16 protein-coding genes and 1 pseudogene are annotated in these 12539 nt (G+C 58.3%); 11 read left to right on the forward strand and 6 right to left on the reverse strand.

All coding sequences use genetic code 11. From position 1 onward, the window contains the following. The 7 genes from QCE88_RS42145 (at window position 1) to QCE88_RS38880 (ending at window position 2913) form a co-directional block, all read left to right on the forward strand. Window positions 1-390, forward strand: a complete 390-nt coding sequence (locus QCE88_RS42145) for a DUF1173 family protein (protein WP_409018315.1) — start codon at window positions 1-3, stop codon at window positions 388-390. A 110-nt stretch (window positions 391-500) separates the two neighbouring features. Continuing rightward, window positions 501-914, forward strand: a complete 414-nt coding sequence (locus QCE88_RS38855; protein WP_309911186.1) for a hypothetical protein — start codon at window positions 501-503, stop codon at window positions 912-914. Between the two features lie 33 nt (window positions 915-947). Then, window positions 948-1151, forward strand: coding sequence for a hypothetical protein (locus QCE88_RS38860; RefSeq protein ID WP_309911187.1), 204 nt, complete (start codon window positions 948-950; stop codon window positions 1149-1151). Further along, window positions 1144-1434, forward strand: coding sequence for a hypothetical protein (locus QCE88_RS38865; RefSeq protein WP_309911188.1), 291 nt, complete (start codon window positions 1144-1146; stop codon window positions 1432-1434). Before QCE88_RS38860 ends, QCE88_RS38865 begins: the two co-directional genes overlap by 8 nt. 82 nt (window positions 1435-1516) lie before the next feature. After that, the gene (locus QCE88_RS38870) at window positions 1517-1912 is read left to right on the forward strand and encodes a hypothetical protein (RefSeq protein ID WP_309911189.1); all 396 of its coding nucleotides are present in this window, start codon (window positions 1517-1519) and stop codon (window positions 1910-1912) included. 116 nt (window positions 1913-2028) lie between these two features. Continuing rightward, a complete protein-coding gene (locus QCE88_RS38875; protein ID WP_309911190.1) occupies window positions 2029-2694 on the forward strand; it encodes a Lar family restriction alleviation protein in 666 nt (221 codons plus the stop codon). Between the two features lie 78 nt (window positions 2695-2772). Next, entirely contained in the window at window positions 2773-2913 is a 141-nt protein-coding gene (locus tag QCE88_RS38880) for a hypothetical protein (protein ID WP_309911192.1), read from the forward strand. A 95-nt stretch (window positions 2914-3008) separates the two neighbouring features. Here the strand turns inward: QCE88_RS38880 and QCE88_RS38885 are convergent, their stop codons facing one another. After that, window positions 3009-4190 carry an integrase domain-containing protein gene (locus QCE88_RS38885; RefSeq protein ID WP_409018320.1) on the reverse strand — a complete coding sequence of 394 codons (1182 nt, stop codon included), beginning with the start codon at window positions 4188-4190 and terminating at the stop codon, window positions 3009-3011. 1332 nt (window positions 4191-5522) lie between these two features. Between QCE88_RS38885 and QCE88_RS38890 the strand changes: the two genes are divergently transcribed. Further along, the gene (locus tag QCE88_RS38890; RefSeq protein ID WP_309911195.1) at window positions 5523-6545 is read left to right on the forward strand and encodes a PRTRC system protein D; all 1023 of its coding nucleotides are present in this window, start codon (window positions 5523-5525) and stop codon (window positions 6543-6545) included. Next, window positions 6542-6901 (forward strand): hypothetical protein, encoded by a 360-nt coding sequence (locus tag QCE88_RS38895; protein WP_309911196.1) that lies wholly within the window; start codon window positions 6542-6544, stop codon window positions 6899-6901. The genes QCE88_RS38890 and QCE88_RS38895 overlap by 4 nt, the downstream gene beginning before the upstream one ends. Window positions 6902-7490: 589 nt before the next feature. Here QCE88_RS38895 and QCE88_RS38900 read toward each other — a convergent pair. The 5 genes and pseudogenes from QCE88_RS38900 to QCE88_RS38920 all read right to left on the reverse strand — a co-directional run bounded on the left by QCE88_RS38900 (window position 7491) and on the right by QCE88_RS38920 (window position 10975). Next, a complete protein-coding gene (locus QCE88_RS38900) occupies window positions 7491-7715 on the reverse strand; it encodes a hypothetical protein (RefSeq protein WP_309911197.1) in 225 nt (74 codons plus the stop codon). A gap of 103 nt (window positions 7716-7818) precedes the next feature. After that, on the reverse strand, window positions 7819-8904 hold the full coding sequence (locus QCE88_RS38905) for a primase-helicase zinc-binding domain-containing protein (RefSeq protein WP_309911199.1): 1086 nt from the start codon (window positions 8902-8904) through the stop codon (window positions 7819-7821). 249 nt (window positions 8905-9153) lie between these two features. Next, window positions 9154-9726: pseudogene (gene ssb, locus QCE88_RS38910) on the reverse strand (single-stranded DNA-binding protein). Between the two features lie 10 nt (window positions 9727-9736). Beyond that, on the reverse strand, window positions 9737-10531 hold the full coding sequence (locus tag QCE88_RS38915; RefSeq protein ID WP_309911200.1) for a hypothetical protein: 795 nt from the start codon (window positions 10529-10531) through the stop codon (window positions 9737-9739). Window positions 10532-10540: 9 nt separating this feature from the next. Beyond that, the gene (locus QCE88_RS38920; protein ID WP_309911201.1) at window positions 10541-10975 is read right to left on the reverse strand and encodes a hypothetical protein; all 435 of its coding nucleotides are present in this window, start codon (window positions 10973-10975) and stop codon (window positions 10541-10543) included. A gap of 180 nt (window positions 10976-11155) precedes the next feature. Between QCE88_RS38920 and QCE88_RS38925 the strand changes: the two genes are divergently transcribed. Beyond that, window positions 11156-11713, forward strand: coding sequence for a hypothetical protein (locus QCE88_RS38925; protein WP_309911203.1), 558 nt, complete (start codon window positions 11156-11158; stop codon window positions 11711-11713). Between the two features lie 18 nt (window positions 11714-11731). After that, complete coding sequence (locus tag QCE88_RS38930; RefSeq protein ID WP_309911204.1) at window positions 11732-12076, forward strand: nuclease-related domain-containing protein; 345 nt, start codon at window positions 11732-11734, stop codon at window positions 12074-12076. The last annotated feature ends 463 nt before the right edge of the window (window positions 12077-12539 follow it).

The following is a 12539-nucleotide window of genomic DNA, read 5'->3' on the forward strand; positions in this document are numbered from 1 at the left end:
GTGCTGGCCGTCATCGAACGCACGGTAGGAAAGGGCGAAAAGGAAGGAAATTTTCGGATTTTCGATTTGGCGCTTCAGTTGTGCAACAGCAGTTTCATCCGTTGTGATTCGAGTTACGAAGTGGCGATGGCGAACCGGCTTATCGCCGAACGGCGCAGGTTCAAGAAGCCCCTTCGTCTGGCGCCGGGCGATGACACCCTGCCTGACTTCCAGTTGACGGACACCTCGACACCGACCGCGATCGAGGTCTACGGGATGCTGGGCAACGCCCAATACCTCGCACGCAAAACACAGAAGCAAGCCATCTATGCCAGAGCCGCAACGCCGTGCGTGGAATGGATTCCTCCCGCTGCCCTTGAATCAGTCCGTCTCCCCGTCGCTGCGCCTTGACAGCGCAAAGCGCCGGGATATGTTCAAGGCGATTCCCACTCCCGAGCAATGTCATAGACTCGAACTCTTTCTTCCTGAAGCGCGCCATCGCGCGTGATGCGGATTGGCAGGTGAGCTATCCGGCACACGCCCTGGCCAGCTCGATCGACCCCGTCGACGAACGGCGCAAGCAGATCGTGGTCGCGGCGGCCGACGACAACCACTTGCGCATGGTCTTCTTCAGCACGCTCGGCGCGATCCTCGACTTCGAAGCGACGTGGCCGGAAATCGACCGATCGGCACGCGGCTGGCTCGCATTCACGCTTCGTTGGAACAGGTGGTGGTTGCCGAACCAGCCCGCTGCTCGCGCACTCGAACAGCATGCATCAGTGCCGACGGATCTCCGATTTGCACATTGCAATGTTGACAGTGGCCCCACAGACACGGTTTATTTTCGTCGTTACCTCGATGCGGTTGAGCAGCACTATCGCCGCGATGAGGCTATCTCCCGCCTTCTCATCCCGAGCGCCGAATCGCTGGCCTAAGCCTCGTCCTATCAATACGGCAACGTGATCAAAGTGACCGACAATCAAGTGAACCAACGGCACCTGCAATCGGCTTCCCCTTCTGGACAAGAACAATGCGTTTCAGGCAGCACCGCCGAACAGGCGTCCCCGTGTGAAGTTGATATGGAGGTCGCCTACGAACTGGCCGGTTTGCTCGATATGATTTCGCGCGGCGACTGCACGACGAGTTCCGGCGGCACGACTTCGCATGAGTAAAGTCATTCCTTTTGCTCGCGTGCGTGTCTCCGTCGCTGAACAGAATGAACGCCCGCGCGGCGAGTGCACGCATCGGCGAATCATGCTGGAGCCAAACGGCGGCGTTGTTGTCTGTTCCACTTGCGGCGCAATGCTAAGCTCCTTTTGGGCGCTATCGATGCTCTCCGAGCAATACGGACTTGCGCTCGCTCAGGTCGATCGGCTGAACACCCGCTTGGCGCTCGCGTGCGCACGGATCCTAGAACTGTCTGAGGAACTCGACGGGCTCACCACTCAAAAATGAGACTCAAAAGCGTCGCTAACCGAGACTTGACCGAGCAGCGTTTGCTGGTGCAATAGATCATCAACAATGACAGAAGAACACCATGAAACAGACGTTCGCTTGCGGTCACAATGGCAAAGGCAAGTTTTGTCATGCCTGCGCCGCGCTCGAGAAAAGCAAAGCAGAACAGTCGCGCGCGCATGAAGAGAAGCGCGCGGCCAAGCGAAGCGTGACCTCCACTGATCCTATTGACCTGACCATCGTACGGCACCTGAGTTCAGTGCAACGCGAGGCCCGTGACCTGCTTGCCCGAGTCAGCAGCGGCGTTCATCCGCTTTCCCTTGACGGCAAGTTTCTGAAATCATCCGCCGGTAAGCTTCTGTCTGTGCCCGTCGGCCGATCCTACAGACTTCTCTTCGATGCGCCATCTCTAACGCCGATCCGCCTGGTCAGCCACGAAGACTACAACGCGATCGCATCAAACCGCGTTGCCGCATAATTGCGGGTTATCAAAGGACGGGTTTTGGCGGGGGATTGGGGCGGGAACGGCGCTGGCTATAATGCTTTTCGCCTACATTTTCATCTCGCCGGCTTTCGACGCCTCAGGACCCCGCCATGACTGACGAACTGTTTCCCTGCGACCATTGCGGCGGAGCGTGGGCGTTCGGATTTTCCCAACGAGTGATCGGAAGGCCGTCAGCGCCGGAGCGAGACTTTTCTCGCCTCGGCTCAAGCCTTGCTCCGGCCACCCACGACATGGAAGCGCGCTCGCTCTACGAGGCGCCGACCGAGAAAGTCTGCTGCATCTACTGTGAAGAGTGCGGGATGCAAACGCCTTGGATCGCGACCGGCAAAGACCGGCACGCAGCGCTGGATCAAGCCGGGGAAATCTGGAACGCCCGTATGCGGCGACCGAAAGCAAAAGAAGGCGACCTCCTCAAGCTCGTTCGGAAGGAAATTAGCGCGGTCGATGCTGCATTTCTTATCCACCTGCTCTCCCGCAATGAAGACGACTGGGAAAAGCGCGGGCCGATTTTTGGCATGATCGCCAAGAAGATCGCGGACAGCAAAATCACGATGAGCGAGTATTGGCCCGTCGATCCCGTGCTCAACGACGCGGCCCGCTACCGCAAGCTTCAGCAGCTCGCGAGGCGCATCTACATCGACGGGATCGCGTCCATCCAGTTTCCAAGAATTCCCGCCACGGGCGGCGACGAGGGCAATTTCGAGAACAGCGTGAACCTCGCCGTCGACGATCTCCCAGATCGCAACCGCTGGTAGCTTGACTTGGCAGCAGGGCCGGCATACTGATCTTATGCTCTGGTCGCCGACCGGGGGTTCAACTAGAGGAAGAACAGTATGTCTCCCGTCGGATACATCCGTGCCGCCTATCGTCTCCGTGCGCAACTCGCGCCGCAGATTTTCACCGTTCTGGCGCTGGGTGCGATTCTCACCTATCACGCCATGACGAGCCCGATGCTGAGGTGGTTGCTCGATTGAGCCGGTATCCGGGGTTTCCTGGACGGCCTCACCAGAGCTATCCAGGTAGCTCTGGTGATTTTCGCTAAGCTCTCTTATTGTCTGATTCTTAGGGTTTATTTTGTTTTTCGAAATGTGCCATTTTGCGTCCCCCCATTATTGGCACACTCCTCCCTCCCAAGGATGCGATAAAGCGATTGTCGTGAGATACCGAGCAGCTTGGCCGCGGCCTTCTTTTCACCGACCGCATTGACGATTGCAACCTGCGCCTGTTCCAGGGAAATCGCAGCGGATTTCTGTTGGGCGACGGCGTTGTATCTAGCCACGTACGCATTACCCTTATCGATGCGACTATGGCCCGCTGCCTCCACCACCTGCCGCATCGCCAGCCGATGAGTTTTTACGTCGGCCTTTTCGCCGGTTCCTTTGATCGGCGCTGCGACACCCGCGAGCCTCTCGTACATCTGCTGGAGATATCCGTGCCGCATCCCATGACTGGTAACACCAAGGCCTGCTTTCGTGACGCCGTGCCGCTTGAGCACGTCATAGTAGTGATTCCTCCATTGGGTCTTGGTGTACCCGTCGGGGATGGTTGAGCCTGTCAGGGTGTTGCAGTAATTCATAGCCTCTTCCAGCACAACGAGCTGCAACTCCATGGGCACGACTCGATCTCGGCCGCCCTTGGTTCCGCGCGTAACACTCAGCAGGCCGTCGCGGCGGACCGACTCCTTTGGCCTCAGAAGAAAGCTTTCTTCGGCACGTAATCCAAATGCCGCCTGCAGCTTCAATTGCATCGCAACCACGGGGTCTGTCTTCGCAATCGCATCCAGGACGGCTATCACGTCGATGTTGTTGCCCTCCCACGACTTATCCTCAAGAGCGGAATATGAACGAACGAGGCCGTGTTTTTTGCGATCAACATAGTCGCCAACGGTCCCGATGAGATTGGGCTTGTCGATCCAATTCGAGAACGCACGAAAGTAGGTAATCTTGTTTTCGATCGTGCCGCCGCTTTGCTTTTTTCCGACCCAAAGATTGACCAGGAAGCGGATGTGCTTTTCCTTGAACGACCATGGCGATTGCAGCGCAAAGCCGTTCTCCCGGAGTTCTTCGAACGAGCGGCACAGCTTCTGTAACCGGTATCCCTGCGTTTTGACCGAAAGTGATTTCGCACTGAGACGGGTCCGACTGTGTACGCGATTGACGTTTTCCCTGAACAGAACCTCAAGTTCGCGCTTGAAGTCCGCTGGGAGCCGGTAGTCGTTCAAGAGCGCTTTCACATTCAACGTCACTTCCATATTCATTCTCCAAAGTTTCATCTGACTTTCTACTGACTGCACAGCGGTGATCGGCGGTTCGTACCAGCGCTCATCTGCCGCCGCAGAACGGATCCGCTCGAAGGCTTCCGTACCGCCACCTAAGTACTCGCCCTCATCCAGGGCGAGCGAACAAGTCTCCCTCCCAGTCCAGTTGCCGCAGGTTGAGAGCCTCAGGGAGCCTATCTCCTGGTCTCGATCGCGCTGCGCGCCGCGTACCCCGCCGGGTCCTGCCTTCCTGTCCTTTAGCGATTCCATTCGATAGCCCCGCACGCGGAAGAAACGTGCATCGACCCTCCGTATTGCTGCGTGCTGCCGTCCTCACGCTTCGCGTGAAAACAGCAGGCGACCGTCCTGCTGGCTCCACTCACGACCGGCTCTGCTTACGCATCTCCTCGTCGTTGTGTCTTGCCTTGTCGCCGCTGCCTCCTGTTGCGCGCTTGCGCTGCGCCAACCTGAGACCGCTGCTTCTACGGCTACCGCGCCGGCCTAAACGCATCACTGCGCTTGTGTGCCCTGTCTTGCGACGGCACGACAACGGCCATTTGCTCGGCAATTCGTTTGCGCTGTTCTTTCTCCGGTCGCGCCTACCGTTCGTCTTCCGTACAGGGATGAGCCGCCACTTGTGGCCTGCCCATACCCCATCCCCAAGCACGTTCAATCCGCCGCGGTGTGTCGGGCTTCATGCAACGTACCCAGCTTCGTATGCTGAAAGGATGTGTCCATGCGCATTGAGTCGGCGTGGTTTGAAGCACACAGACTGTGCCCGTGTCCGCCTCCAAGCCGTCTCAACTTGCGGATTCGGGCAAAACCGCCTGCAAACCCAATGGATATCGCGTGTCCGGCTTCCTCAACGTGGGTCGCCTTGTACTTGATCTGATTCAGAAAAAGGCCGCATCACTTTGCGGCCTGTGACAGAGGGATTTTCGCTAGGCAAAGCGCGTCCCTCGATGGTCCTTGTAGGAGGGTCGATGCGCTGGTCGCGCGGTGGGTATTTCGAAGGATAGACGCGAATCCGGGCAGTGCGCAGGCGAAAGCGCCTTAATTCATGCTGCCTTTTACTGCCTTGACATTGCCTGTTGATCGCTACAGTAGGTTGGCGTGGCGGGGTGATTTTTCTCACCGATTTCTGGCCGAAAACGGACAGTTTGATCAGCAGTTGGAGTTGGTTCGACCTTCTAACCGTCTTCGGGCACGTATCGGTGACTTATCGATGACTTCGACGAGGACACCCGCCATCGCCTGAATCTGCCCGAAATCTGACACTTTTCGGGCAGAACGCGACTTGAACATGACACACACTCTGGAGAGAGAATGAAATCGCACGCAGCAGTCTTCGCCGTCGACGTCGGCTACGGTAATACGAAGGTCGCGTTCCGAAACGGTTCCGATGTCGCAAGCCTCATCTTCCCGTCGCTCACCCCGACTTACCAAGAGCAAACGATCGCTATCGAGAGCCAGGGGCTGTTGAACGTCCCGAAAACCGTGGCTATCGAATGGAATGGCAAGACCTACGAGGTCGGACCCGGTGTGCCGTTGAGCTCTCGCAACGGAGACGCTGGCGGAACGCTGGCCGATAACTACTGCACCACCGATAGCTACGCAGCGCTTCTGGGCGGAGCCTGCCACTTTGCGAACATCGACTCCGTGGACCGGCTGGTGCTCGGCCTGCCGGTCAAGAACTTCCACAAATACGCGGAGCACCTTCGCCAGACCTTCACCGGCAAACTGAATTTCGGCAACACTCAAGTCACCGTCGGCCGGGTGATGGTTCTGCCGCAGCCCATCGGCGCGCTCGTGAACTTCACGAAATATCACGAGTTCGACCAAGAGAACCCTCATCTGATCATCGACGTCGGATATTTCACGACCGACTGGGTCGTCGCGACCGGCCTCACGATGGACGAGCGCCGCAGCGGTGGGCATCAGAGCGGCGCCTCGCATTATTTCCAGAAAATCTCCGAGCGGATCAAGGCGAAGCTCAAGGCGACGCCCAACGGAATCGAGCGCATCGACAAGGCAGTGCGCGAGGGCAAGAAATACCTGCTCGCCGGACAGGATATCGATCTCGCGCCCTATCGCGCCGAGTCGCAGCCTGTCATCGACGGCACCGTGAAGATCATTCACAACCACATCGGCCACACCGAAGATCTTCGCTCGATCGTTCTCACCGGAGGCGGCGCCGCGCTCTACGCATCGACCATCCGCGCCGAATTTCCGAGTACCCGGATTGACATGATGTCGAATCCGAGCTTCTCGAACGTCAAGGGCTTCTTCGCGGCCGGGGAGGTGGCGATGATGCGCGAGAAGCAACGTAAGGAGGGCGTTGCTGCATGACGGGATCATTGGAGGTCAAGATCACAATCAGCGAGGCCGTCACGCCCACGTTGTTTCAGGCACTGACCGCCGTCTCCAATCCGAGGCAACGCGCCGCGCTGCTCAAGCGCCTTGCCGAGGACGCATTGCGCGGAAGCGTCGCGCCGGTCCTGACTCCAACTTTGGCTGTTTCGGTCAACGGTGACGAGAGCAATACGAATCGGGATACCCCGGCAACAAGGGCCGATGACTCAATTGCGTTCCCTGATCGGCCAAGCGCCCGAGCTGACCACCCCCTCTTGAAACCGGCGACTTCCAACGAAGAGGAAGGACAGTTCGACTACGCGTTCCTCGCAGACAAGCTCGGCGATTTCTGAACGCGATCACGGCGACACGCGTCTCGCATATCTTGCATATCGAGCGCGGTCGCCGTCATTCATTCCGAGTGACGCCTTGACTTCAATGCGTGCATGGCATGATGGATCTATGGGTCGAACGGCACGACCTGCAACGCTACGGAGTTTCGTACATGACCCTTTTCGACACTATCATGCAACTGGACTGGACCCGCGCTGCCCGTATGTGGGTGTTCGTTGCTGGCGCACTCGCCGCGTGTGAGGCCGCCTACCTATTCCACCGCGCATTCATTGCCCACAGGAAAGGAACTGCCAATGTACGCTAAGTTCATGGCCCTGCCTTCGTCACGCGTCGCGTGCTGATCGCGCTCGCGCTCTTCGTGCTCGCCTTCGTTTCGGTGCACCTGCCGACGAACGGTTTCAGCGAGATGTTGTGCTTCGGGTCGTTGCTCGGGTTGCTATGGGCAATTGGCATTCTCGTTCTGTTGCTCAAAGTGACCTTTTTTTTGCTGCGGTGGGTGTTGAGATACCACGTGTTATTCAAGTACTGACACGCGCGCGAGCAAAAAAAAACCCAGCCAATCGGCTGGGTTTTGTCTTAATGGTGTGCTCAGTGCAGCAACGACACCCCTTGTGCGCTCGCCTGTCGGCGAATGCAATAGAACCATGCGGTGTCGAGTGTGACACCCTGCTTCTCGATTCGAGCGTTACCGCCCTGCCCGCGATCGATCACGTCGTACGCCTCGGCTTCGGACTTGCCGACTCTCACGGAACCATTCTCCACGCCGGAGGTTGCGACAATCTTGTAGCGGCCGACAATCATGCTGAAGCTCATTTCCGTTTCTCCATTGGAATAGCTCGGACGGATTGCGGCCCCGGGTAGGGACGAATCCCCACCGGGCCAAAGTTACAGTTAGCGGCGCAAGCGCCGCGAACAATCAAACGTGAGCTGCTTCCCGCTGCAAATTACGATGAGGCAACGTCGATGCGGCACGCTTCATACCGCGGCAAACCAACCACTCATCCGCGAAGTCGGTCTCCCGCTTCTTCGGACGATGAATCACAGCCGTGTACCCTTCGGCACGCAGTCGCTTCGCAAGCTTCAACGCGGCATCAACCCCAGGCGACTTGCCTGTACGAGGATCGATAGCGTCGAAGTCTGCAAAGATGTGAACCACGCGGATGCCCAGGCCGTCCGGCACCACAAAATCCGCGAGCAGGACGCGATTCAGGCAGTACCACATTGGCACGCCAAATTGCATGTGAGCGGCAAAGGCTGTTTCTAGACCTTCAGCCACTCCGATTTCACCGTCGACCGGATCCATCAGCCGGACTGCGCCGCCGTTGAGCTTGTGAAGCGTCACATCGTTCAATTTGGCCGGCAGGATTTCGCCATCGTTAGTGACGATCGTCGCCTTCGCCGCCTTCGAGCGTTCGAGGAACGTCCGGTGCAGTGTGCCGAGGCGTCCATCCGGCAAAGTGAAGCGAGCGATGATGCCTGGCCACTGACCGAGCAGCTTCTTCTCATGCCGGTAGTCGAGCATCGCCATACGAAGCGCCGGCGACGGCGGTGCCGTCAGGCCAGGAACGCGCTCGCGTAAATAACGCGGCACCAACCCGTCGGACCCGATGAGCGTTGCGCGATCCCACATCGAATCGAGCCGCTTCCGCGCCCACTCCGGATCGTTCTTCCGGCCGGGTGCCGGGGCCGCCGCCTGATGCGTTCGACACTGCCGAGCTTCAGCGAGCGATCCGCCCTCGAGCTCAAGCATCAATTCGCGGAAGCTCATGCCCGCTACCTTGCAGATGAGCTCAAAGCCGTCTCCGGCTTTGAGGTCACCGTTGTTGCATTTGCGGCAAATCCAATCGCCACGGCCGCGCTTGTTGTCGTAAGTGAAGCGGTCGTTACCGCCGCAGACGGGACACGATCCGCTCTTCCCGGTCAGTGAGCTTTCCGGCACTCCATACTTCTGGAGCAACGTAACCCACAGTTCCGGGGACAGCTTGAGTCTCTTTACATTCATGGTCACTCCGTTAGTGGTGTGGTTTGAGGTCGATGCCTGAACAGGCGGTGAAACCGTGCTCAAAAAGCCGCCCGTGCACGCGAAACGTTCGCGGCGAAACGGCTCTTTTCAGCAGGGGTGTTGCGCAGAAAGGATTTTTGCGCGGGCCGCGCGAGGAGAAACGGACGCTTCGCGGTTCCGCCGGCCCAAAGGGCCGGACAGAACTACAAAGGTGAGGTGTTACGGGAAAGAAGGTGAGAGGCTACGGGATCAGATTGCAGACCACGCACGTCGAGCGTATGCAATGTCGAACGGAATGTCGTCCATATCTGCGAATCCACCGCCGCCACCAAACGAGCCAGACGAACCGGACGATTGCGGAGCACGCGGTGTCGAAGCAGCAGGAGCCGAACCACCTGAAGCCGGCCGAGCATTCTCCTGACGACCCTGGCGCTGCGATCGGGGGGACTCGAAGTCGTCGGCGCTCGGTGAGCCTCGTTCACCAGTTGCTCGACCACCGAGCATCTGCATCTGGTCTGCGACGATCTCGCTCGAGTAGCGCTCCTGTCCAGCTTGATCCGTCCACTTGCGCGTACGGATTCTGCCTTCGACGTACACCGACGAGCCTTTCGTCAGATACTCGTTGACGATCTCGGCCAGTCGGCCGAAGAAGGACACGCGATGCCACTCGGTCATCTCCTTCATCTCGCCGGAAGACTTGCCCTTGTAACGGTCGGTCGTTGCCAGTCGGATATTGGCCACCGCGTCGCCGCTAGGCAGCTAGCGCGTTTCGGGATCAGCCCCGAGGTTGCCCACGAGAATGACCTTGTTTACTGATGCCATATAAGGCTCCTTAAGATTTTTTGATGGACCACAACCACTTATCCCACAGCACTTGCGCGCCGCTGGCATCGAGCTTCGGTCTTCCACGTTTATCCACAGCGGGCACCTTGGTTTTGCCAACGCGCCTGACTTCTACACGATCACCGACTCTGCAATTAGCTTCCGCGATCGCGTCGCGAAGACCCTCGCCTTGCACGACATCAGTTCCACCGCGGTCCTGAAGCGTGATGCAGAAGGACTCGTAGGTTTTCCCGGGGCGCTTGCCATCGGGAAACTCCTTTTCGCCCCACTCTTTCAACACGCCGTATCGCGGCCGCTCGGTCCGTCTGGGCGACTCACTCGGCTGAGCTGCCGGGACTGATACGACAGCGTCCACGATCGCATCTTCACCTTGACGTAACTGGCGCGGTGCCGGCTTGGAACGCGTGGGCGCTGGCGAGGCGGTACCTCCTCCTGACTCGAGTGGCTGCGCTTCCCTGATCGCTGCGGCGATCGCATCGGTCATCGTGCCGGTGTGCTCGCGGAGCACTTCCCAGTGTGGGGCGAGCGAAGGCATCAACTTCATGCCGACGGCGGTTTGCTTGAGCTCGAAGTCGAAGGCCGGGAGGAACTGGACAACCACGCCTCCCTCATCTCGGAAAAGCATGGCCTGACCGGCGACGTTGATGTGACGCTCATTGCGCGCACCCTGCCCAACGACAATGGGAGCCAGTTGCGCACTCGCGCATGCATCCGGGCGTGGTTGCGCCGGGGACGGGGTGCCGAAGAGACTGCCGAGCATCCGCCCGAAGGTAAATGTGCTCATGCTCGTCTCCTACAACAGGGTGCCGAAACTGTCGCGACGCACGTCCTCCATGTCGCGCTTGAGCAGCGGGTTGCTCAATATTACGTCTTGGAGGATTCCAGGATCGACGCCGTTGATCTGGCAGACGAAACGGTATGGCAATGCGCCGTTCCAGAATTCCATGACCCATCCGAGCGTCGCCCGATAGTCTTCGAGATCGAGTTTCTTCCTGTTTTTGAGTCGCTCACTGAACAATGCGGCGCAGTCCATCAGCGACTCAGGCATGTTGTCGCCGCGCCGGCTGTCGGTAGCCAGACTGATCAGCGCGTCGACCATCTTGTTTGTCACCGCCTCGCTCCAGAACTGCGGATCGGGCAAGGGATCTGGCTTGGCGTGAACACAGGTGACCGGCGCCGGGGGCGCGTCGAACATGTCCAGTTGCCATGCTGCGACTTTCGTATGCATGAGAATCTCCGAATGAACGGGAAACCCATGCCCGCAACGGGAGGATTTCCCGTTGGGGGTGAGGATCAAGACCACCCACGAGGGGCGCTCTTGACGTTCAAGCGTAGCGACTAGTCGTCGGTGCCTGTCTTGAGTGGAATGACCACTGCAGATTTCGCGTACTGACGCTTGATAGGCGTGATGTTCTCTTCTGCCGGAACCGGCGAAGCAGTAGCAGTCGGTGACGCCTTCGCTTCTTCCATTCTGTCCTCCTTCAACGAGGCCTTGATGGATCGCTTGATCCATGTGGCAACGGCGAAGGAGACGAACAGAAACGCGAAGAAGGAGTGCGCCGCGAACCACAACGCAAAACACACAGCGAACAACCAAGCGGGCGATTTGATCGCCTTGAAGACCAACTGCCTCGGCATTTTTCTCTCCCGAAAAACAGACGCACAAGGGGGATGTCCAGCCGGTACAGCGCTGGATGGTTTTCGATGCTCGATCGAGCAGGGAAAAACGGCGCGCGGAGAGACGCTTTCGTCACGGCTCGATAAGGCGTGGCGGAAGCAGCTCTATGCGGAAGAAGGGAGATTGAGCGGTCGCAATACCTATCGCGATGCTTTTCGTCGATGCGTCCAGGACGCGGGGATGAAATTGAATGTACGCGAAACGGGCAAGCCGGTGCAGGCGAAAGCTCGCAAAAACAGACCGCCTTTCAAGACGGCATTCCGCTTGTCGCGCTTTGGCGCGCCTTAACAATGCAATGCGGGTGGCATGCTGGTTACAGATCAACCCAGCAGAGCAACCATTCTCGTCGAAATCAATCTCGCCATCGGGGCCTACTGCGTCTACCAAGGCCGCAAGAAAATTCGTAATCAAGATGCCGTCTCGCGCTTCCACATCTTCAATCGACGCTCCGACGCGATCGGAGCAGCCGATGAAGTTGCGGCGCAGGCGGAGGTTCGAAAAACTCTGTACTGGCTTTGCGGCAACGAGTTCTACCTCCATGACAGCCCGCTCGTGATCGAGCATGCGCCAGGCACGGACTATCCGACGGCCGAGATGGACCACCTCGCCGCGACGCCTTATGGCATTTTCATATTCGAGACGAAACACTGATCTGGCCACATCGCCCCGTCCACTCGCGCGGGAAAGCTGACCCGTTTAGCGTCGAGCAAAACCGCAGCAAATTGCGATTTTCCGCGACCAGTTGCCTCCGATCTCGCCGGTGTGTGAGCAGGGCTATTCACATCGGCCGAGGCGGCCCTCGATGCCTATTTACAAGCCGATCTGCTTGGTCTGTTCGACCAGCGACAGTGGCTTCGCATGCAACGGGACGCCTTCGCGGGAGCCAACCCGTCTGCGTTGACCTCGCAAGAGAAGCTGTACTCCTGCTCGCGGACGGCTCTCAAACGGCCCTCGAAAAGCACAAGTCAACAGTAATTAGGGGTCAAGGGATTCGAGACACTCGATACATGAAATGTCATTAGATGCAAGCTTCAAATGCTAAGAATTGTACCGACTTTTATTAAAGTGTTTCCTTAAATAACCGTTAAACGTTTGCTAACAGCACGAAACGGAG

Source organism: Caballeronia sp. LZ035 (genome assembly GCF_031451175.1).
In the GTDB taxonomy this organism is placed as follows: domain Bacteria; phylum Pseudomonadota; class Gammaproteobacteria; order Burkholderiales; family Burkholderiaceae; genus Caballeronia.